This is a genomic window from Hominimerdicola alba (assembly GCF_900109655.1).
GTDB classification, from domain to species: Bacteria; Bacillota; Clostridia; order Oscillospirales; family Ruminococcaceae; genus Hominimerdicola; species Hominimerdicola alba_B.
Genome location: NZ_FOAT01000004.1, coordinates 229,076 through 252,668 on the forward strand (window position 1 = coordinate 229,076; position 23,593 = coordinate 252,668).

Consider the following 23,593-nt stretch of genomic DNA (forward strand, 5'->3'; position numbering starts at 1 on the left):
GATCACGCCTTATCAAAAATCATTTTTCACAAAATCCGCATAAGCAGGAGGGTTATCTGAAAGTCCGTATTCCTTGACTTTATCTGCAAGCTCATTGTAAGCTTCCTCGGTTATGTCAAGGTCATTGTAGGAAATCCACTGCAAAGATGTATCAAGTACATCATCTGTCTGATTCAGGTACTTCTTAGCCACTTCTTTTGCTTTTTCCTTATCAAGGGCATTTCCTGCCGACTTATAGCTTTCAACAAATGACTTTGCATCATCATAGCGCTCATCAATGAACTTGTCAGTCAGCACCAGTCCACAGCAGAGGGATTCTTCCCAAAGTTCTTCGGAACTGAAAAGCACCTTTCCTACACCAAGGTTCACGCCCATAGCACCAAAGGGTTCAGCAACGCAGTAACCGTCTATCTGACCGCTTGCCAGAGCGGATGGCATCTCGGTGGGCGCAAGCTCGGTGACATTCACATCTCCGATATTAAGACCCGCTGTTGCCAGAGCATCATTCAGCAGTATATTGTGTGATGACTGTCTGTGAGGTATAGCGAAAGTCTTGCCCTTGAGGTCAGCGGCAGAATCAATATCGTTTGATACAATGATAACATTTCCGTCGCGGTGTCCCAGAGCCACGGCTTTCACCCCGATACCTTCCTCCTTGGATTTCATCGCAAGCTCTATCAGCACCGATGCGCCGTCAACTCTGTTTGAGTTGAGAGCGTCCAGCAATTCTGCCCATGAACCGTACTTTACAAGCTCAACTTTCAGCCCCGATTCCTTTTCAAGCTCCTCAGCCTCTTCAAGCAGTGCCAGGGAATGAGTTATGGGGAGATAAGCTATCTTTACACTGTTTTCGCTGTCCTTGCTGTCGGATTTTCCGCAGGAAACAGCAGAGAACGCAAGTGCAGCGGAAATTATAAATGCAGGTAATCTTTTTTTCATAATATTTTTCTTCCTTTCAGTATCAATAATTTGATCTCAGTATTATAATAGTACCTATCTTTAATATTACTAAACATATAATTTATCTCAAATATATATTTCATATAGGTTTGGTAGGCTTTGCTTATTATACATCATAAACACCCCTCTGTCAAGAGAAAAAACAGCGCAGAAAAAAAAGTCGTACAAATTACTACAATTTTACTAGGAATTAGAAAAATTAATTGTGATTATTCACACAATCAAGGCGGTAACACAAAAGCATTTACAATTAATAATAGGATATATGGTTGACTTACCTACTGTGATCAGATATAATAATAATGAGCGTAAATTTGAAATACTAACAAGGAAGATGATATCTATGAGCTTAAATGTTCTGCTGAAAAAGATCGGCAGAAAAAGAGCGGTCTCATTTTTGATACTGTTCATTATTTGCATCGGGGCGGTGATATTCACCGAGAACGACTATTTTCTTTATAACAGAACTATAGCCGAGGTCGTTTCAGTGTCGGAAGACCTCACACGCACATCCCCTGCCATGATAAATTCAACGGAATATCAGTACACTCAGCGGCTGACTGTTGAAATAAAAAACGGCGAACACAAGGGCGAACTTGCGACGGTAACAAATAAATATTCTTCCTCACTTGTGACCGATGAAAAATTCTCAAAGGGCGATAAGTTATTTGTCGATGTCAATAGTTCAGGTGAAAAACTGAAAGCCGTCTGTACTGGCGTAAAACGCGACGTTTACGCTGTCGGCGTCACGATGCTTTTCGTGCTGACAATTGTGTTGGTCGGCGGTAAAAAAGGCGCATTGTCCATGCTTTCCGTCACATTCAACGCCCTTATCTTCGCCGCCGCTATCGAAGCATATCACAGGGGGCTCGACCTCTTCGGACTTTGTCTTGGAGCGGCAGTACTTTTCACTGTTTCTTCCCTGGTCATCGTCAGCGGTATCAACCGAAAAACTGCGGCGGCTGTTGTATCTGCGCTGTGCGGAACTGCTGTAACCATCGCCATAGCCTACGCCGTGCTGAAACTCACAAAAGGCAGAGGCGTGCGCTTCGACCAGATGCAGTACCTTATCAAACCCTATGAGGAGATCTTCATATCCGAACTGCTTGTGGGCGGTCTGGGTGCGATAATGGATATCTCCATAACAATGTCGTCGTCAATGTCTGAACTTATCGACAGAGACAGCAGTATCACTTTCTCCGCCCTCAGGCATTCGGGCCGCGAGATAGGCAAGGATATCATGGGCACCATGACGAACGTACTGCTTTTTACCTACGTATGCGGTTGCATACCACTGGTAATTCTGGCACTCAGGAACAATGTTACGCTGACGGACGTTCTCAACAATTATCTCGACCTTGAGATAGTCCGTGCTTTCGTAGGTGGCATAGGCATAGTCCTTACCATACCCATAGCTATCTTCATCTCGACCCATATGCTGAAAGGCAAGGAAAACACCACCCCTCAGCCGAAAGAAGGCGATGCGTAATGGAATTCATACTTGGAATGATACTTTTCATACTGATGATAGCTGTAGGCGGTGTCAGAGGTGCCAAGACCTTTGCCGCAATGTATGGAAACATCATAATACTGATAATCACCGTATTCCTGATAGCCTGCGGAGTTAACGCCGTTGCCGTGACGTTAGCGGGCTGTGCAGTTATAGGCGTAGTGATACTTTTCTGGATAAACGGCGTTAACATCAAGACCGTGACAGCATTTGCGGCGATAGCAGCGGTGCTTCTGCTGTTTGCGGCGGTGATGCTGTATATAGGTTCAAGCTCACATATTCAGGGATTTGCCGATGAAAACACCGAAGAGATATGCTGGTACAGTCCTGATATAGGGCTGGATATGCGGCAGGTGACACTTGCTATGATGCTGACGGGACTTATCGGCGCCATAACCGACACTGCAATCGCCATAACCTCGGCGCTGTTTGAAGTCCATGAGAATAATCCCGAACTCACCATGAGCGAACTGTTCATCTCCGGTATGAACATAGGCAGAGATATAATCGGCACTACCACCAACACCCTTTTGTTCGCCTACATTGGCGAATTCATGACCCTTGTTATCTGGTTCCGAGAATACGAGTACCCATTCTCTGAGATAATCAATTCAAAGGTATTCTGCCAGGATTTTCTTCAGATAGTATCCAGCGGTGCGGGGTGCATGATGATAATACCTGTTGCTGCCCTGTTCATGGCATACAGCCTGACCCACAGAAAACCTCACGATACCGAAGAGGATACACTCTCCCCCGCAGACTGTGAGACCGCAGATTCTAACGTGAATGACAGTTCGGCAAGCTGAAAAATAATATACTAAAAAAGTAAGCTATCCCTAAAAATGTTTCAGATAGCTTACTTTTTATTTGTCTATTTTTACAAAATTAATTTGAGAGTAATTCTCATTTTGGCTAATGGTTAGAATATATCGTTAAATCATTGACAAAAAGAATATGAGCAGATATAATATAAAACTGATAACGACAGCATACATTGATATATAAGGCATATGCGAAAATGCATATAAAGTGAGGTGAGCAGATATGTCAACAAGAAAAAGCAAGATCGTATCATGGATAGTGGTTGCTGTATTCAGCTTAGTGATATTCTGCTCATCTGCATTTATCATCGTTCATGCCGAACATGAATGTGGCGGTGAGGATTGCTCTATCTGTATGGAGCTTGCAAAGCTTCATAAAACACTTCATGAACTTGGCACAGCAGTTGCAGGTACTATCATACTCGCTCTTATGACCTGCATTATTGCAGTACCCTGCAAGATGACAGCAAGCTCCCGCCCCGCGCACACTACTCTTATATCCCTTAAAGTGGAGCTTCTGGATTGAATAGCAAAACCTTATAATAGTATATAAAATACATTCAAGGATAAGTGCGCACTTTTTTCTGCGTCCTTATCAGGTTATTCGATTCGGAGGTTCAATTTATGTTTAAGAAAAAAATCGGCATTTATGCTTTGACACTCGTAATGGCAGCAGCCGGTATCACAGGCTGTTCGTCAGTTTCTGCGGACAAATCAGAAGGTAAAGGTAAAAAAACTGCGGCTGACGGTTCTGAGTCTTTCAGTGTAGTCTGCACAATATTTCCCGAGTACGATTGGACAAAAGAGATACTCGGCGATCACGCTGACAATGTGGAGCTCACCTATCTTCTTGATAACGGCGTTGATCTTCACAGCTATCAGCCCACTGCTGAGGATATTCTGAAGATCTCAACCTGCGACCTCTTCGTATATGTTGGCGGAGAATCCGACGAATGGGTGGAAGATGTGCTTGAAACTTCACAGAACAAGGATATGAAGGTCATAAACCTCATGGAAGTTCTGGGCGATTCGGCAAAGGTGGAAGAACTCAAAGAGGGTATGCAGGAAAGCGAACATGAACATGAGCACGAGCATAAGACCGACTTTGAAGACAGTGATGTAAAAGACCGTACCCTTGACGAATGGAACGGAAGCTGGCAGTCAACCTATCCTCTTCTGCTGGACGGTTCTCTTGATGAAGTTTGGGAGCACAAAGCCGAGGATGATGATACCATGACGGCTGAGGACTACAAAAAGAAATACACCACCGCCTATGAAACTGATGCTGTGACCATTAATATCAACGCCCCCGAGGTGGAGTATGTGACAGCGGACAAGTCCATCAAGGCTGAGTATGATTACAGCGGATTCTATATAAGAACAAAGGACGACGGCACCAAGCAGGTAAGATATAAATTTGAAAAGAAGTCCGGTGACGACAGTGCCGCTAAGTACATCGTATTCAGCGACCACAATATCGAACCCTCCGAGCCTGAGCATTTCCACCTTTACAGCGGCAACGACGGCTTTGACACTCTCGTTGAAGAGGGCGACCACTTCCCTACCTATTATCCCGCTTCACTGACTGCTGAAGATATAGTCGATGAAATGACAGGCGGACACGAGCACAGCCACGCAGAGGAAGAAGAAGAGGAAGAATACGATGAGCACGTATGGCTCTCACTGAAAAATGCAATGGTACTCAGCGCAGAGATAGAGCAGAACATCGCAGCTATCGATCCTGCCAACGCTGATGATTACAAGGCTAATCTCGACAGCTATGTTGCAAAGCTCTCGGAGCTTGACAACAATTTCAAGACCCTTGTTGACGGTTCTTCCGTAAAAACACTGATATTCGGAGACAGATTCCCATTCCGCTATTTCGTTGATGATTACGGTCTTGATTATTTTGCCGCTTTCGTGGGCTGCTCCGCTGAAACAGAAGCAAGCTTCGACACCGTAGTATTCCTCGCAGATAAGGTAAAAGAGCTTGACATCAAAACTATATTTACCCTTGAAAACTCAAACAAGGATATCGCAAATACTATCATAAGCACCTCTGGCAAAGACGTTGATATCGCCGAGCTGAACTCTCTCCAGTCCGTATCGAATGAAGATATCGAGAACGGCGCAAGCTATATCTCACTTATGCAGAAGAATTACGACGTGCTTGCAGGTGTTCTGAAATAAGATATACCAATTATTACAAAAGACTGCGAAACCATACGATAATATACCACCGCATACGACCGTATAACGATCTAATGCGGTGGCTTTTTATGCTCAGGAGAATTTTCGGACGGAATAAGTTAAATTAGTTAAAATAATGAATAACTTTATCACAAAAAATCTGTTCAAAAACTATTGAAATTTATATTATTTTATGGTATAATAACATATAAATATACTATGTATTTTTTTACAGAAAGCGAAGTGATAATATGTATACCGACCAGCAATATAAAAAAGATCTTGCATTTATTGAAAAAATAGATACGAAAGCATCTAATAAGGTCGTGTTCTTTCTGTATTTCTTCCCGCTTATCGCTTGTCTGGTGGCACACGTGCTTTATCTTGTGCTGTTTTACTTGGCAGACATACATTCAATGGTAAAATTCAACATTGGCAGCGTGAGCTTTTATGCACTGCTGATAATCCTTGCCCGTTTTTTTAAGGAAAAGCTAAATCTGGTCTATGCTTCAATGATCGAGATAATCCTTCATGCGGTAGCTGCAACAGTATGCGTGGGACTGAAACCCGATTTCTGTATGTTCCTGCTTATGATAATACCACTGGCATTTCTGGTACCCAATAAAAACAAGGTCATACCATTCGCAATAATGTTAATATCCGTTCCGACCTACGGACTGCTGAGATTCATCTATATTATTCCCGGACGTGAGCGTTATGATATGAGCGGCTCATCATACACGAACGTATTTTATGCCATAAATATTCTGATAGGTTCTTTTGTGCTTATATACGTAGCATTGATATTTACCTGTATGAATTACTATTATGAATGCAAGGCGAGAATTCAGAACGAACAGCTAAGAATAATGGCTTCCACCGATCCCCTTACAAAGCTGAACAACCGCCGTGAAATGGGCAGGATACTTAATAATGTCGTTAACGAGAGCCGCAAAAAACAAAAAAACTACATCGTTGGCATTGGCGATATCGATGATTTTAAGAAGATCAACGACAGTTACGGTCACGATATCGGTGATGACGTGCTTTCAAATGTAGCAAAGATCATTACAGATAATATAGACAGCAGAGGATACGTGGCAAGATGGGGCGGTGAAGAATTCCTGTTTGTGCTGCCGTGTTCTGAACTGGCGGATGGGATGGTCTGCTCCGACAATATAGTACGCAGTATCAGAAAACAGCGATTCAAGATAGGCAATAAAGAATTCTCTGTCACTATGACGATAGGTATATGTGAGGGACACCCTGAAAACAACGTGGAAAAAGTTATAAGCCGTGCTGACAGCAGGCTGTACAAAGGCAAACACAGCGGCAAGGACCGCGTGGTCAGCGCTGATTAGCCACTTCACGCTGATCGTAATAATCGAATATTTATCCCGCCGCAGAAAAAAATCTGCCGCGGGATATTTTTCTAATTCAGACAAATCAGGACATCTATAATTGAATAAGTTAAAAGAATGAATAACTTAAATTTAAAAAATCCGTTCAAAGTCTATTGAAAAATCTGTGAATATATGGTATAATATAGCAAAGGTGGTGAGACCATGATAAACGGCAAAAAAATAATAGCCTTATGCACCTCAAGGATATATGATCCTCAGCAGCATAGCTATATTAAAAATCTGAATGAGCAACTGAAAAAGCTTGATATGTGCCTGTTCATATACGCGCTTAATATGGATCTTTACTGGAATGAGAACTTGCCCCATTCCGAAGCAGGTATTTTTGAACTCATCCCCTATGACCGCGTCGATGCCGTTGTTATCATGGACGAGAAGATAAAAAGCAAGACCGTAAGCAAAAGTATAATAGCACAAGCACGGCCCCATTCCGTTCCCATTATCGTGGTCGATGCGGAATATGAAGGCACTACAAATATCTATTACGACTATACAGCAGGTTTTGAAAAAGTTGTCCGCCATGTTATAGAAGATCACGGTGTGACCAGACCCCATTTTATGGCAGGATTCAAAAACAACCGTTTTTCAGAGGACCGTCTTGATTGTTTCAAACGTGTGATGAAAGAGAACGGACTCCCTTTTGATGAAAGCATGGTCAGCTACGGCGATTTCTGGGCTGTGCCTACACGCGAGGCCATGAAAAAACTCCTTGCCCGCGATGAACTTCCGCAGGCTATAATATGCGCTAACGATATAATGGCAATAAACGTAATGGATGTACTTGCCGAAGCTGATATACGAATACCCGAAGATATGATCGTTACGGGCTTTGACGGACTGCATGAGGGTGATCTTTGTTCACCGCCTCTGACTACCGCTTCATGCAGCAGCAAACAGCTTGCCGATGCAGTAACAAAAGCCATTTTAAAAAGGCTTAACGGAGAAGACTGTGATAACATAGCCGTTGTTCCCGGATTTATGCCAAAGAAGTCCTGCGGCTGCAGCGGATATTTACCCGCCGACAATGTCACAAACAGCTTCAATATCGGTTTTTATCGTTACGAAGACGATATGCGCGTGCTGTATGAGATGTCCGTAAAAATGCAAATGTCAGATTCAATAGAAGCTGCAATGTGTTGTATGCGCGATGACAAAACAGAAGAAATGTGCTGTATCATCAGCAAGAACTGTCTGGCAGCAGACCGCAACTTCTTTCTTGAAGATGTGGATATGGGAGATATGTGCCTTATATATGAATCCTACACTTATCCGAATGAGATAATGGATTTCGATAGGGAAGATATCGTTCCCGGTTTGGATATTCTGCTGGAAAGCGGATATCCGCTGATATTCAATGTTCTTGATTATATGAACAAACCTTTCGGATATACCGTATTCTCATACCACCGGTACGACATAACCGAATATTCCAAATCAGCAGGTGTTACCAACGCTTTCAATCTGGGTCTCGGCGGACTTATTACACTGCGGTATCAGCGCTATTTATCAAATAAGATAGCACAGATGTACCTGAACGACAATCTTACAGGTCTGTATAACCGGCAGGGATTCCAAGCCGCTATCGATAACGAACTCGAAAAGCCTGCGAACTACGGCAAACCGCTGACTGCGATAATGTTTGATATAGACGGGCTTAAAGCCATAAATGACAACTTCGGACACGATGCAGGCGACAGAGCCATAGCAAAAGGCGCTTCCGCGCTGAAAGAAGCCTGCCCGCCCGACGCATATTGTGTGCGTTTCGGCGGAGATGAGATGATCGCCCTCATCATAGGCGAATACAACAGCGACGAGATAATATCACAGATATACTCGCTGCTGGAAGAGTGCAGCAAAAACGAGGAATTTGAGATAAAAGCAAGTTGCGGTGCATTCTCGCAGCCAATAACACAGGATATGGAGCTCACTAAAGTCATCAAGCGGGCAGATGAGGAGATGTATGAGATAAAGAAAGCCCGCAAACAGAACAAATAATTCAAGGCGTATGCACGAATGATGCATACGCCTTTTATATTTAAATATACGGTTATCCCACTGACACGCCTGACTTAACAGCGATCAAAGGATAGTGAGATTTTAAATATATAACCGATAATTTACCTGTATTTCCGCTCGGGATGGCGGCGATAATACTCCTTTTTGTCATCATACATACGCTCATCTGCGATACGCATAGCGTTGAGGATATCAATATCTCCGTCAACAAAGCATACGCCCACAGCGAAATGACCTTCATCTTCGTTTTCAGAATAATTCCTCAGCCGTTCAAGCCTTAACTCTATTTCAGCTTTATCAGCCTGCTCAACCAATATCATGAACTCGTCTCCGCCTGCACGGTATATCTCACTGTCGAAAAATACGCATTGAAGCATGTCTGCTACTTTTTTGAGAAGCAGATCTCCCGCGCTGTGTCCTTCGACGTCGTTCACCTTTTTCAGTCCGTTCAGATCGGTGAACAACACTGCATAGGGAGCGTTCATCGTTTTCTTTCCTGCTTTTATTTCATCTACGACATTATTCATAGCATTTCGGTTCTTTACGCTCGTCAGCATATCCATCGAACTTAGCACCTCAAGCCTTTGCAGTAACTGGAAATTGTCTATCTCGGAAGCGATAAAGAATGTGCTGAGTTCAAGGGTCTCTTTGATCTTAACGGTATTATCTACATTGAAATCGCTGGCAAACATATATCCCAGTAGTTTTCCGTTGTGATTCAGCGGGAACATAACGATACTTTTTGCACCCGACTCGGTCAGCGACTTATGCCATACAGGATTGACAGACCTCAGCCATTCCATATCCTCTTTATCCTTGATTATGATACAAGTGCTGTCACCGATGGTGTCTTTCCATGTTTCTACTATATCATAAAAAGCATCGTTATTGTAATTATCTATGGAATTTATAGGAGCATTTACCCTGAATGCTTCACACAAAGTTGTACATCTGCGTTCTTCTTCATCAATAAGAAGTATACAGCAGTAATTTGAATCACATATACTGCGGATATCCTCTATAACTTCCTGAAAGGTCCGTCGTGTGTTATCTGCGCCGTGAAGTTTGATACAAGTCTGCAATACCGCGGCAGAAGTATCGGCTGAAAGGGTCGCTCTCTGTTCAGCATCGACTTCCTGCGTAACATCGTAAGAGTATATGCAGTATCCTATATTTTCCTTATCCGATTCAAGGGGAAGCAGGAACATATTCAGCCAAAGCCCCATCTGCGGAAGGCTGACATAGGAATGAAGAGGCTGTCCCATAAACGCACAGCGGCAGCAGAAATCCTCAAAATTCTTATTTTGTGGGAGATATTCCTCATAGGGAGAATCAGGGATAAACGGACGGTGCATAACATTCATCATGTCGTCACAGTGGGCTTTATTACCCGCAGCTATGCGAATATTTCCGTATTTCCCGTCAGGAAATCTCTCGACAGAAATAATACAGGTCTTACTTTTATAAACAGAAAGAATGCTATCAAGATCCATGGTGCGACCTCCTATATTACATTTATTTTATTATATCACAAGACTTAAAGTAATTCAAGGCCTGCCAACAAAAACTATAATATTTTTTCATGAGTTATCTATAATAATACGACAGTTCACAACGGCAACTGGTTATTTGACTAATATCATATTTCCTTTTATGCTAATAGTGTATTTTAAATAATTTATATTGACAATTGTTCAAATTGATTGTATAATATCATTGGCATATGACCATATTGTCCATGCCAAATATTATTTCAAAGAGGGGTTTCTAATATGAAAAAGAGGATCATCAGTATTGTGAGTGCGGCTGCAGCAGCTGTCACATTAACTTTCGGAACAGGTGTTCTGCCGACAGTATGCGAGGTCACACCGATAAAGGCAAATGCGAGTACATATGCGTATAATAACAGTTATTACGTATACGACGATTTCAGGTATAAATTCATAGATCAAGATGAAACAGTTACCATAATCAAATATACAGGAAAAGATGAGGAGGTCACTATACCCGCTGAGATAAATGGCTATAAAGTTATTGAAATCGAATACGAGGCTTTTGAAAAATGCAAAACTATTACCTCTGTTATTATACCCGAGGGAGTAACCTATATTGGAGATAGTGCATTTTCCGGTTGTGAGAAACTAGCTTCTGTTACCATTCCCAAAAGTGTAAAAGTAATAAGCAGCGATGCTTTCGAGAATACCGCATGGCTGAATGAACAGAGAAAAGCAGACCCTCTGGTCATAGTTAATAATATCCTTATAGATGGCAGAACCGCTTCAGGAGATGTTGTCATTCCCGATACCGTCAAAATCATAGGCAGTTCATCATTTTATAATAATTCAGAACTCACATCTGTGTCTATTCCCGACAGTGTTACAGAAATACATGGCGGTGCATTCTTCAACTGTTCGTCAATGAGATCTATCACTATTCCTAAAAATGTCTCCTTCATAGGCTGGTATGCAATTGGGTATTATTATGATGACTCCACAACTGATGAAAAATTACAAAAAAACTTCAAAGTATACTGCTATGCCCATTCCGAAGGCTTTACATACGCTTACTCAAAAAAATTAAACTATGAGATAATTGGCTGCAAAGCACCTATTATTTACTCCGAAACGCTGCCCGGTGCTGTCATGCTCCAATGGACGAAGGCATCCGGCGTAAGTCAGTATGGTATAGCATGTTATGTTAACGGTAAGTGGAAGCTTCTCGATACTCTTCCCGCTGGTAATTTTTATACATACCCGCTTCCAAACCTCCCATCCCCATACTATGTACTGAAAAACCTCAAATACGGTACACAATACAAAGTTGCAGTTGTTGGTATGGTGAACGGCAAGTGGGATCCGGATTTTTCAAATGCCGTAACCGTTACTCCCGATGCTCCTCACGATCTGAAGGAAAAAGCGGAGGTCAAAGGAAGCAAGTTCAAGCTTACATGGACCGCCGATAAAGAAGCTGAGGGCTATGCAGTGGCAGTATTCCAGAATGACAGATGGAAGATAGTAGGTAAAACTTCCGCTGACAAAACATCCTACATCTCACCTGATCTTCCCGCAGGCACTTATAATGTAGCTGTTGCCGCTAAGATCAACGGCAGATACGATACCACCCACATTCAGGATCAACCCCTGGAGATAACCATTTCATAAACATACATTACAGCATAAAAGACCGACTCGGATATGACGTTCATGTCAATCTTTGCAATTTACTCTGTTATAACGAAAATGACCCTGCCCGGAATCGGGCAGGGTCTGTTTTTTGGGGAAGTTGGGGAAAACTATTTATGATGATCTTACATCACATACAAATCATTTGGCATTCAATTATCAAGAAAAGTAATCAGTAGTTATGGTTAGCGTGCTCTATCGCGAATTCGTCGGTGTGACCTGCTGCAAATTTACAGAATAATTTGGTCGCCTTTTCATCTGCATCTGCATCTGCGAGATTGTTTGTACTAGCTTTTGTTGCACAATATGAAATATCCAGATTACCATCAGGCATTATTCTGAAATGTATCTCATATGCTACCCAGTTATGGTTTGAATGACACATAAGAGTTGTATCTTTTTTATAAACCTGCTGCTCGCCTTCGCCCGGGACATCTCCGCCTCGTCTCCTTATAGCGGCATCTTCTTTTACATAACCATTGTCGATCAGCATCTGCATCATTTGTTTTGATGAAGTTCTGACATCATCTTTACCGACGTATATATATCCCCAGGATGAAGTACCGTCCGGATCCAGATTTGTTGACCATGGATTGTACAAATTAAGGTCGTCATCTAATGCAGCCATAGACATGATCAGTTTTCCGAGATCTTTTGCTTCATTAGCATCACGGGTATTGTTTGCCTTTTCTATAAGCTTCAGCAGATTAGGAACGATCATTGCAGCCATAACTGCAACTATTGAAATAACTGTGATAAGTTCAACCAAAGTAAAACCCTTACGGTTCGGAGAATTTATATTATTATTTTTTTTCATATTAAACCACCCTTATCATCATTGTCTTAGTTTTTAAAAACTATATCTTACCACATATCATCGACCACGCCCGATGGATATGCTTACGAAATATTTTCGATTTTCAAAAAACTTTCTCAATATCTTTCGGCAGTATTTTGTTTTCTGTAAATAACTATAACACAACTTATACCTTTTGTCAATGGGGATTTTGTTATAAATTCGTGAATACGAATTGTAGCCAATCAGTATCAGTGCTGCAATTCCATATATTCCCACGAAAACGTTTGATTTGCGATTTTGAAAACGTTTTTGTTTTGTTGAACGATGTATTGTATTAAAATGATAATTTATTAATACAACTTTTAGATTTTGAATATTTTCAGAATTGCCGTTCAAACTTACGAAAATGATATTTTCGTGATTAGTTAACGCGTTAATAAAATTATAAGATAAAAAGGATACTAACACTCTATCAGCCAAAAGCGATTGACATCCTCGGATAAATGTGATAAAATATTATTAAATATATTAATCAATCATTGAATGACCAGTATTTAATACATTTCAAGGAGGAGCTAAAATGAATTTAACATTCAAACGTATAACCGCTGCAGTCATAGCATTAACGATGTCCGCAGGCTTTATACCGTCCATATGCAGCAGTTTTCAGATGTTTGAAGGAACATCTCTGACAGCTTACGCAGCTGATTTCAACACGGCAAAGGTTTCAAATTATGATGAGCTGAAGGCTGCAATTGAAAATGAGGACATTTCGACCATTATAGTCACTGCGGATATTAATGTACCCTGCGAAACAGTAAAAAGGTCAACAGTGACCACATTACAGCTGATCATCGACCGCAGTCTTACTATCGAAAGTGCAGAAGGCAAAAAGTTTACGATAAAACGTACTGCTGCAGAAGGCGCTAACAGCGGTAGCCTGACCTCTGTATTTGGCATAAAAGGAAACGGTACAGGTGATGGATATAACAACGTTGCCACAAATACCGTTGAAGTGGAGCTTCGAAATATCATAATCGATGGCGGCGCTGTATGGAGCGAAGAGGGTATAACAAATACTTCTCCACACAATTCAGGGGCAAGCGGACGAGCTATGATAGATATATATCAGGGTGCTGTGCTGAACCTCGGTGACGGACTTGAGCTTCGCAACTCCTCTACCACCAATTCCACTGATACCACCTGTTCGGACGGCGGCACATCTGCAAACTACGGCGGTGCTGTAAGAGTTGATTATACCAGACCTCATGGCGGCGGAACAGTCAATGTAAAAGCAGGATCAGTTATACACGATTGCTATGCCAACGGCGGATGGGGCGGCGCACTGGGCGCATACAACTTTGCTCACCTTAACGTTTACGGCGGAACTATATATAACTGCGCTTCGGGTCACGGCGGAGCTATCGGCTGCACATTCAGATCAGGAACTTCAAGAGATGACGCCGCTACTGTAAATATGTACGGCGGATATATCCACGACTGCTATGCAAACTACCGCGGAGGTGCGATAAATTTTGACGGTAATACCGAGAACTTTGTCCTTGGCGGCAAAATAGAGAACTGCCACGCAAGCTTAGGCGGTGCGATAGCTATGAGCGACGGCGATGTTATCCTGCATCTTCCCGACGCTGCCATAGGACAGCTGACCATCGAGGGCTGCGGTGAGAGCAACTTTACACCTGATTATGGATACAGCGGTCTGGGAAGAGATTCTTCGGGCTCAAAATTAGATCTGAACGATAATAACGTTGTTACCATATCCTTTGATGCTATGCGCTCTGACGATGACAAGTATGCTTCTCTGACTATAACCAAACACCTTGATGATGAAGGCTTCTGGCAGGGTAATTCTCTTGGCGAAGCTTTCCCCGGAGACCCCATTCAGGCGGGTTATGTTTTTGACGGCTGGTACGATAATAAAGAATATAACGGCGAACCCATAACCGCACAGACGGTTTTCGATAAGGATACCGCACTTTACGCAAAGTGGAAAGATCACGATCATGAATGGTCATACACAGCTGATAAAAACACGATAACCGCCGAATGTACCGCTGATTCCATATGCAATATCAAAAAAGGTCTGACACTTACCCTCTGCGCTCCAGAAGCTCTTACCTATGACGGAACAGCAAAGTCAGCTTATATAAATGATGACTATAACAAATCAGCTTTCCCCGACAATTACGTTATAGAATACTATAATGGTGACAAAAAGCTGTCCGCCGCTCCTGTTGATGCAGGTGACTATACAGCAAAAATCACTGTAGGCAATGCGGTGGCAATCGTTGATTTTACTGTTGCAAAAGCAGAAGCCAAAGCCACTGACAAGCCAAAAGCTTTAAAAGACCTTAAATTCAACAGCAAGGAACAAAAGCTTGTCAGCGCAGGCTCGTCAAAGGACGGAAATTTCGTATATGCTGTAAGTAACAGCAAAGAACAGGCTCCCGATGATAAGGCATATTCCGTGGATATCCCAAAGGGAAAAGAAGTCGGTACTTACTTTGTATGGTTCAAGATAAAGGGCGATAAAAACCATCTTGATACAAAGGCAGAATGTGTTGAAGCAGTCATCGGAGAAAGAATACCTTTACTCGGCGACGTCAACAACGACGGCAAGATCAACATTACCGATATCACAAAGATCGCAGCTCATGTAAAGGGCAAAAAGCTGCTGAAAAATGATGAGTTCACTCGTGCTGATATAAATAAGGACGGCAAGATAACAATTACCGATATTACAAAGGTTGCCGCACACGTAAAGGGCAAAAAACTGATAAAATGATAAATCGGATAAATTTTCCGTAAAAAGCAAGGCAGCAGTAAAAAACATACTGCTGCCTGTTATTGTTCCGATGTACTATTATAAAACCGAAAACAGATAGTAATGAGCAAAGTCCTGCACAAGACAGTGCAGGACTTTGTTTGCAGGTAATTATCGTTGTTTTGCTTATTATCCTTAATTCTGGAAAGCTATGCGGAAGAAATTGTAAAGGTGAGCTCTTATACAGTTATCACCGTGGTAGCCGCCGTTTACATAGTGCCAGATATGAGGAACACCATTCTTCTCAAAGTTAGAATGATATGTCTTAGGATTATCATAAACAACAGTATCGTCGCTTCCGCCTGTTATCATCAGGAAGTAAGGCTGATTATCAGCGCTCCAGTTGAAGGAACCTGTAACTCCAGGAGCGGGACATATAGCACCGACATAGCCGAAGAGATCGGGTCTCTTCATACCAATGAGGAGAGCCTCACGTCCGCCCATAGAGAAGCCTGTGATAGCGGTGTTGTCCTTGCCTGTCAGGATGCTATAGTTCTTTTCCATATAGGGCATAAGATCCTTGGTGAGATCGTTTATGAAGTTATCATAGCCCTGGTTGTTTGTTTCGTCCATGCCTGTGCAAGCCTTGAGAGTTGGGCTGGAGAATACATCGGGGAATACGCAGATCATTTCCTTAGCTGCGCCCTCAGCGATAGCGTTGCCTATCATCTCGCGGGTATGCATATCAGCATTTCCCTTTGTGAGCATTCTGTCGATGCCCTCATAGTAGCCGTGCATGATGTACATTACGGGGTACTTCTTGTTAGGATCATAGTTTGGAGGCAGAAGTATATTTACGTCCTTCTGTCTGTTGCAGGTGGTCGAATAGTAGCTCTTCTTCTGTATCTGACCGTAAGTTACGCCGCTCTTGGAACGGTTTGCAGAATCAGGCTCTTTTTCAACTATGGTGGACTTAACCTTGTCAGTGAAATCCTTCATTGAAAGATGATTATTGACCACAGGGAATTCTGTGATCTCGCCAACAAGATATGACTGAAGTGCGGATACATCATCTTCATCGATAACACCGCTCTTGTCAACATCTGCATTTTTCTCTGCAGTACTGTTGATAAATCCTCTTACCATACCTCTCTTGAGTTCGATAAGGTCAAGTACGGTGAGATCGCCGTCAAGATCAACGTCACCTCTTCTGACACCCTTGCTGATTACGACCTTTGATGTAGGACCGTCGATCTTTGTTCCTGCGGGAGCAGCTATGATCTCATCAACATAGAAATCACAGGTCTCATCGGTAGTTTCAACTACCAGTACCAGATCGGCAGCCCCTGCGGGGATAGTGTATTCAGCATTGTAGAGCTGAACGAACTCGCCGCGGTTTGCAAAAGTCTGTGCTATCTTATCATAGCTTGTTGTACCGTTCAGGCTATACTGAAGTGTTAGTTTGAATTCGGTTGGATCAGAACCCGTAAGGTTTGTAAAGCAGGCGCTGAAAGCGTAGCTTTTGCCTGGAACGAATGTAGTCGTGCTCAGTGATTTCTGTCCTCCGTTCCATGAAGCGGTTCTGCCCGAAATGAACAGTGATCTGGAACCCATGTACTTTGCATCGCTGCTTACAGCAGCTTTACAGCCGCCTCTTGCGGACCAGTCATCTGTTCCGCTTTCAAAAGTATCATGGAAGATGTAGCTGCTAGTACCGGCTGCTTCAACGGTAAGCGCAGGCGCTGTTGGTACAAGAGCCAGACAGGATGCTGCCAGTGTTGCCGATGACAGCACTGACAATAGTTTTTTTCCAATCGTTTTTGAACTTGACATTAGTTTTTCCTCCGATCTGATTTGGTATGCTATAACCTAGATTTGTTCTTCTATTCTAAAAAGTGCTGATATACAGCACTTCCTAGACCATATTAATTATCGCCGAGTAATATCCTACGCAGTTCCTATCTCGGCTAATGACCTGCAGCGCACCGATCACTCAACCGTGACCTTGAAAGCTCTGGCATTTATGTTGCTTATATCCCACTTGCCGTTTATCTTGGCGCAAACGACCATTTCATAGGTACTGCCGGGTCTGAGCTTAGGTGATGTAAAGATAACATTATCAGTGTAAGCCTGAACTTTCCACTTGCCGCCCAGCTTGACCGCAACGCCGTACTGTGTCGCACCGTTAACAGGGTTCCATTTCAGCTGGAACTGGTGATAAACATCATTGTATGCGATATAGTTTATAGATGGATAGCTGTCGCCAGTGGGAGTTACAGCAATCATATTTGAAAAATCATTGCTCCATTTACCGTTTGTCATTGCAATGACAGCAACATTATATTTGAATCCCGACATAAGTCCTTTGATGGTGTAGGAATTGCCGCCGGTTTCCGCTATCTTCTTCCATTTGCCGTCTGTATAGCCGCATACTGCGTACTTTTCAGCACCGGGAACAGTCGTCCATGTAAGCTTGACAGAGGTATAGCCGGGCTCATATGAAACTGTCGGCGGAGTTGTAACTACAGCCTGAGGACCATCTATAACTGTGCCGCCTGCTGCTGCAAAGAAGTTATCAACATAGAAGTTTGTAGCAGAGGTATTGTCATCTGAATCGCCCTCTGTCTCCACATATACCAGAAGATTTTTGGCTCCGCTCGGTATCTTGTAGCTTGTATTCGCAAGCTGTGTCCACTCGCCCTTTGAAACGTTCTTGGTGTCTATCTTATCATAGTGAGTCTCTCCGTCCGAACCTGTATACTGGAGAGTGAGGTGGAATTTTGTAGAAGACGCGCCCTCGTTATACTTTACAATAGCCGAGAAGCTGTAGCTCTCCCCTGCCTTGAACTTATAATTCAGGCTCTTGCCGAGACCCTGCCATGAAGAGGAACGGTTTGAGCAGTATGCAGAGCCCGTGCCCTCATATGCTTCGTCAGTGCTCAAAGCAACTTTTGAACCGCCTCTGTCAGAACAGCCGTCAAGCTTGCCCTCGAATGTATTCTTAAAAATATAAGTGTCTGTGCCCGATGAATTTGCACCTGCACCGCCAAACTTCCACCAGTCGATATTCATAAGATATCCGTCGCCGCCGTTGAATACAAGGTAGAGGTCGTGCTCGCCTTCAGCACCCGATACATCACAGGATACTTCTTTCCAGTTATGCCAGCCGCCCGTATCGCCGACGTTAAGTGTACCCACAACAGGTCCTGTCTTGCTGTCAAGGTGAAGCTCGATGTATCCGCCGTTTCCTGCCGAAGCAACGGAAGCTGTGAACTTATCAGCTCCTTCACCGAAGTCAACGCCTGCGACCTTTATGTAAGAACCCTTTTTGATATATCCCACATTTACGGAACCGTTATCGTCCTTTTCGGTCTTGACTCCTTCGCTCCAGCAGATAGTTTCAGCCTCTACTCTCTCAAAAGGATCCAAAGCTTCGAGCTGCTGCGGTCCGCTGTTTGTTGGCTTCACAACAGGGATAGTACCGTCAGCGTTGTATGTGAATTCCTCACAGGCAGCACTTCTGTTGAACGTACCTCCACCGGGGAGACCGTTCTTGTGATAGAAAAAGTAAGAATGATCCTTATAGTCGATTATACCTCCATGAGTGGTGAAGCAGTTTGAGCCCTGCTGTATCACGCCGCGGTATGTCCAGGGACCGGTAACGGAAGGACCTGTTGCATAGCACTGGCTCTCTCCGCCGTAACCGTCAACAAAAGATGCCCACACAAGATAGTAAAGGTTATTACGCTTGTATATCCAGGGGCCTTCACCGTAGGAAGTGCTTCTTTCACTGCTGTAACCAAACTGCTGTGTGTTCATATCGAACTGCTTGATTTGACCATCCAGCGTTACCATATCTTCCTTCAGCTTTACATAGTAGCATTTCGGATTGCCGAACATCAGCCACGCCTGACCGTCATCATCTATGATAACAGTCGGGTCGATATAATCCCAGTTAGGACCGCACAGCGGTTTCCCCAAAGGATCTCTGTATGGACCTTCGGGTGAATCTGCAACTGCAACACCGATAGCTCGTCCTCCGCCGCTCTTGTTGGTAGTGGTGAAATAGAAATAGTACTTGCCGTTGCGCTCGATACACTGTGAAGCCCATGCGTCGTTCTTGTTGCACCACGAGAACGAAGTATCCTCAAGTATCCTGCCGTGGTCTGTCCAGTTCTTCATATCCTTTGTGGAGAAGCACTGCCAGCCTGTCATGTAGTAGAAATCATTATTGCCTTCACGGTCACAGCCTGTAAATACATACAGCTCATCGCCGATAACGATGGGAGCAGGGTCAGGTGTAAAAGATGTCTGTACGATCGGATTGTCTGCATTTGCAACAATAGTCGCCGTTGTGCATAGGGTCGCAGCTGTCAGTGCAGCCTTGGTGATTGCTGAAAAAACCTTCTTCATATCAATTCTCCTTTTCATCATATTAAGTATCCCTTTTTCTGACTCGACTACAGATCATATCTTTTAATCAGTTACGATAATTTTCACACCACTATGATAACACGAAATTTCACCAATGTCAATCCAAATTTTTTAGAATTATGTAGGAAAAATGTAGAAATTAGCAAAAAAATTAACAAAGATATCAAATATGCAATCAAAAATTTTTCCCGATAAAGTATAAGAATAATCAGGTCTCATGATTTTATGAAACTCGGCTCAGGTTTCTGATATCAAAATTCAAAATTTGCCACGGGCACTATGAAGACCCCGCCTTTCTGCTCCACCTGCAAGGCAGAGAATGGCAAGATTATATACTAGGTAACTTTACCGCGTCCTTTCGCCACCTACAATAAAACCATCACGGATAGAAAGGTCATCGACCCCAAAACAGCAGTTCCCGATGTGACATTTAAAAAGGAAGACCGAGATGTAAAGCTCATCCCCAATAATATCGAGGGTGCAAAGAAGTACAGCATCGCAGGCTATGTAAACGGCGTATGGCAGGCCGATAATTTATGAATGAGAACATTTGAAGTCACGGTAAAGTGACACTGCGGTAAATAAAGGTATCCCATTGGGCATTTTTTTGTTGTAGTTTACTGTGATTTTTTATGCTAAAGAATCATATATCCTCTGTTTTGATCTTTCAATGGAATAAGTATAACTTTGAACCCAACTATATTAAACTTATCAGGCATTATTAAGCCGGATCATTTTCACGGCAAACACATACTATTTTACCCGCTGTATTCTCGATTTTGCGTAATTTAAGGGCTTGCAGGTAAAATTTAGATTATTTGTCCGGAACGTTGAACGCATGGAACATAATATAACAATTTTCTAAAAAATTTAAACACCGAATCTGCATTTTCTCAACCAAATCTGCAAATCGTAGGTTGAAATCCATGCACCGATTGTTGTACAATATAGTTAGAATATATAACTATATGTTATATTAGCCTATTCTTTTTTTATAAGCCTATTCTTTTTTAGCCTATTCTATATTCAATCGTCAATCAACAATTATGGTCTTTTTAAGGAGATGGTCAGATTATTATGAAAACTCATAAGAAATTTCTGGCAGTATTGATGGCACTAAGCTGTATTCCGGCTACTGTACCGCAATATACTGCCCCTGTCATCGCGCAGGCCGCTGTTTATGACCAGCCCAATGACTACGGCTGGTACTTCAATTTCGGCTTTGAAGGCACTACCGACGGATTCTCGTCAAGAGGTTCTGCAAGCATAGCTTCAAGCAGCGACACTTCATTCGTTGGCAGCAACTCACTTTACGTAACTAACAGAGCGAGTGCCTGGAACGGTGCTTCCTACAAGCTCGGCAGTAACTTCAAAGCTGGTACTGAGTACAGCTTCAGTGCTATAGTTACCTACCTCGATGGAGATAGCACTGATACGTTCCATTTCACTCTTCAGTATGACGGTTCTGACGGCACGACCTATTATGATAAGATCGCTACAGAAACAGTCAAGAAGGGTCAGTGGACACAGCTTGCAAACACTAACTACAGGCTCCCCTCAGGCGCTTCAAATATGCAGATCTACGTTGAGACCGACAGCTCTACTACCTCATTCTACGTTGATGAAGTTATCGGTGCGGTAGCAGGCACAGGCATTCTCGGACCCGACGGCAGCAACAGCAATGCAAACAACCAACCCAAGGGCGGTATAATCCTGGGCGATATTGACTGCGACGGCGCTGTCACTGCAAATGATATTATTTTCGCTGAGAGAGGTCTTTCCAAGGGCTTCGATGACAAACAGGCAGAGAAAGCAGCCGATGTTGATAAGAGCGGTGAATTTGACAAGGATGATGTCGATTTTCTCAAGCAGTTTGTCGCTAAGAAGATAACCGAATTCCCTGTCTCTGCAAAGGCTGTTGATGTATCCGCTATGGAAGCTAAATTCAGAAATGTAAATATAGGCAAGAGCTATAAATATGACGGCGAGAACAATCCTATCTCGACTACACGTTTCGGCGCTGACCCAGGCTGGATGGTTTACGACGGCAGACTTTATATCTACACAACCAACGATGCATTTGAAACCAGATACGATGGTCAGTATCAGGAAAACACCTACAACTCAGGTACTATCAACTGTCTGTCTACCGCTGATATGGTTAACTGGACAGACCACGGTGCTATCCCGATAGCTGCAAGAAACGGCAGAACTCAGAACGGCTGCTGCTCATGGGCAAGCGCTGCATGGGCTCCTGATGCTTGCTGGAAGATGATAAACGGCAAGCCTAAGTTCTTCCTTTACTTCGCAAACAGCGGCGGCGGTATCGGCGTTGTAACTGCTGACAGCCCCACAGGTCCCTGGACCGATCCTCTGGGTCATGCACTTCTTACACACAACTCACCCAACTGCTCAAACGTTGAGTGGATGTTCGACCCCGGTGTATACTACGATGAGAATACCAACGAAGCTTACCTCTTCTTCGGTGGCGGACGCAAGAACGGTGTTCCTGCAGCTACTCCCGGCACAGGCCGTGTAGTTAAGCTCGGAAATGATATGATCTCTCTTGCAGGCACCCCCGTTTCCATGAATATCCCTTACCTCTTTGAAGACTCGAGCGTTATCAAGATCGGTGATACTTGGTATTATTCTTACTGCTCTAACTGGAACGTAGGAAACCAGACAATAAACGGCGTAAACTTCGGAAACGCAGACATTCTTTACATGACTTCCAAGACTCCTCTGGATGCAAATTCATGGAAGCTTTCAGGTAATGTATTCAAGAACACAGGTTCACAGAGAATAGACAACGGCGGTAATAACCACCACTCTATCATCTACTTCAAGGGCAAGTACTATGTTGCTTACCACAGCCGTCAGTATGCTATCCGCAAGATCAAGGCTGAAAACATAAAGGTCTACAGCAGTAACGGACAGCTGTCAGCAGACGGTAACTATCGTTCAACTCAGATCAATGAATGCACCTTCAACAATGGCAAGCTCTCTTGCAGCGGTGATATGAAGGGCGTTTCTCAGATCGAATGGCTCAACCCCTACACAACCGTTCAGGCTGAAACAATGTCCAACCAGTCCGATGACGTTCAGGTAAACGGACTCAGAAATACTACTGTTTCCATGAAGTCAGGCAGCTGGCTCAAGGTAAGCGGCGTTAACTTCAGCAAGGGCGTCAACACCATCACCATCAAGGGTTCAGGCAGCGGCACCGTTATCAAGGTCTGCACAGGCAGCCCCACAGGCAATGTTATAGGCTACGTTGAGCTCAACGGCTCTATGAGCGAAAACACTGTTGCAGCTATTAGTTCCGTAAGCGGTCAGAAGGATCTGTACTTCGTAGCAAGCGGCAATGCAACACTGGACAGCTGGAGCATCGGCTAAGTTCCAAAAAACTCAAAGCTGAGCATATCGGCTAGTATAAAGCGACTGTCATCATGGCAGTCGCTTTTGTTTTGGCAGA

The 23,593-nt window shown here is 43.3% G+C and carries 14 protein-coding genes; 9 read left to right on the forward strand and 5 right to left on the reverse strand.

Annotated features, from left to right (window positions below):
• Window positions 1–12: 12 nt before the first annotated feature.
• Window positions 13–939 carry an ABC transporter substrate-binding protein gene (locus BMY75_RS06885; protein WP_074831616.1) on the reverse strand — a complete coding sequence of 309 codons (927 nt, stop codon included), beginning with the start codon at window positions 937–939 and terminating at the stop codon, window positions 13–15.
• 364 nt (window positions 940–1,303) lie between these two features.
• Here BMY75_RS06885 and BMY75_RS06890 point away from each other — a divergent pair, with 364 nt between their 5' ends.
• The 6 genes from BMY75_RS06890 (at window position 1,304) to BMY75_RS06915 (ending at window position 8,897) form a co-directional block, all read left to right on the forward strand.
• Entirely contained in the window at window positions 1,304–2,449 is a 1,146-nt protein-coding gene (locus BMY75_RS06890) for a YibE/F family protein (protein ID WP_170844267.1), read from the forward strand.
• On the forward strand, window positions 2,449–3,276 hold the full coding sequence (locus BMY75_RS06895) for a YibE/F family protein (protein ID WP_074831621.1): 828 nt from the start codon (window positions 2,449–2,451) through the stop codon (window positions 3,274–3,276). The genes BMY75_RS06890 and BMY75_RS06895 overlap by 1 nt, the downstream gene beginning before the upstream one ends.
• Window positions 3,277–3,514: 238 nt before the next feature.
• Window positions 3,515–3,817, forward strand: a complete 303-nt coding sequence (locus BMY75_RS06900; protein ID WP_074831624.1) for a hypothetical protein — start codon at window positions 3,515–3,517, stop codon at window positions 3,815–3,817.
• A 98-nt stretch (window positions 3,818–3,915) separates the two neighbouring features.
• The gene (locus tag BMY75_RS06905) at window positions 3,916–5,481 is read left to right on the forward strand and encodes a metal ABC transporter solute-binding protein, Zn/Mn family (RefSeq protein ID WP_074831627.1); all 1,566 of its coding nucleotides are present in this window, start codon (window positions 3,916–3,918) and stop codon (window positions 5,479–5,481) included.
• A gap of 251 nt (window positions 5,482–5,732) precedes the next feature.
• The gene (locus BMY75_RS06910) at window positions 5,733–6,842 is read left to right on the forward strand and encodes a GGDEF domain-containing protein (protein WP_074831630.1); all 1,110 of its coding nucleotides are present in this window, start codon (window positions 5,733–5,735) and stop codon (window positions 6,840–6,842) included.
• Window positions 6,843–7,046: 204 nt separating this feature from the next.
• Entirely contained in the window at window positions 7,047–8,897 is a 1,851-nt protein-coding gene (locus BMY75_RS06915; protein WP_074831633.1) for a diguanylate cyclase, read from the forward strand.
• A 122-nt stretch (window positions 8,898–9,019) separates the two neighbouring features.
• Here BMY75_RS06915 and BMY75_RS06920 read toward each other — a convergent pair whose 3' ends face one another.
• A complete protein-coding gene (locus tag BMY75_RS06920) occupies window positions 9,020–10,411 on the reverse strand; it encodes a sensor domain-containing diguanylate cyclase (RefSeq protein ID WP_074831636.1) in 1,392 nt (463 codons plus the stop codon).
• A gap of 279 nt (window positions 10,412–10,690) precedes the next feature.
• Here BMY75_RS06920 and BMY75_RS06925 point away from each other — a divergent pair, with 279 nt between their 5' ends.
• The gene (locus BMY75_RS06925; RefSeq protein WP_074831639.1) at window positions 10,691–12,079 is read left to right on the forward strand and encodes a leucine-rich repeat domain-containing protein; all 1,389 of its coding nucleotides are present in this window, start codon (window positions 10,691–10,693) and stop codon (window positions 12,077–12,079) included.
• Window positions 12,080–12,272: 193 nt separating this feature from the next.
• On the opposite strand, the gene BMY75_RS06930 is transcribed toward BMY75_RS06925, so the two are convergent.
• Window positions 12,273–12,917, reverse strand: a complete 645-nt coding sequence (locus BMY75_RS06930; protein WP_074831642.1) for a type II secretion system protein — start codon at window positions 12,915–12,917, stop codon at window positions 12,273–12,275.
• Window positions 12,918–13,479: 562 nt separating this feature from the next.
• On the opposite strand from BMY75_RS06930, the gene BMY75_RS18430 reads away from it, so the two are divergent.
• Window positions 13,480–15,705 carry a dockerin type I domain-containing protein gene (locus tag BMY75_RS18430; RefSeq protein WP_074831645.1) on the forward strand — a complete coding sequence of 742 codons (2,226 nt, stop codon included), beginning with the start codon at window positions 13,480–13,482 and terminating at the stop codon, window positions 15,703–15,705.
• A gap of 174 nt (window positions 15,706–15,879) precedes the next feature.
• Here BMY75_RS18430 and BMY75_RS06940 read toward each other — a convergent pair whose 3' ends face one another.
• Together BMY75_RS06940 and BMY75_RS06945 are read right to left on the reverse strand one after the other, a co-directional pair.
• Entirely contained in the window at window positions 15,880–17,517 is a 1,638-nt protein-coding gene (locus BMY75_RS06940) for an alpha/beta hydrolase-fold protein (protein WP_242940191.1), read from the reverse strand.
• Window positions 17,518–17,673: 156 nt separating this feature from the next.
• Window positions 17,674–20,097: a family 43 glycosylhydrolase gene (locus BMY75_RS06945; RefSeq protein ID WP_074831648.1), complete on the reverse strand. Its 2,424-nt coding sequence runs from the start codon at window positions 20,095–20,097 to the stop codon at window positions 17,674–17,676.
• A 1,098-nt stretch (window positions 20,098–21,195) separates the two neighbouring features.
• On the opposite strand from BMY75_RS06945, the gene BMY75_RS06950 reads away from it, so the two are divergent.
• Window positions 21,196–23,514, forward strand: a complete 2,319-nt coding sequence (locus tag BMY75_RS06950) for a family 43 glycosylhydrolase (protein ID WP_074831651.1) — start codon at window positions 21,196–21,198, stop codon at window positions 23,512–23,514.
• The last annotated feature ends 79 nt before the right edge of the window (window positions 23,515–23,593 follow it).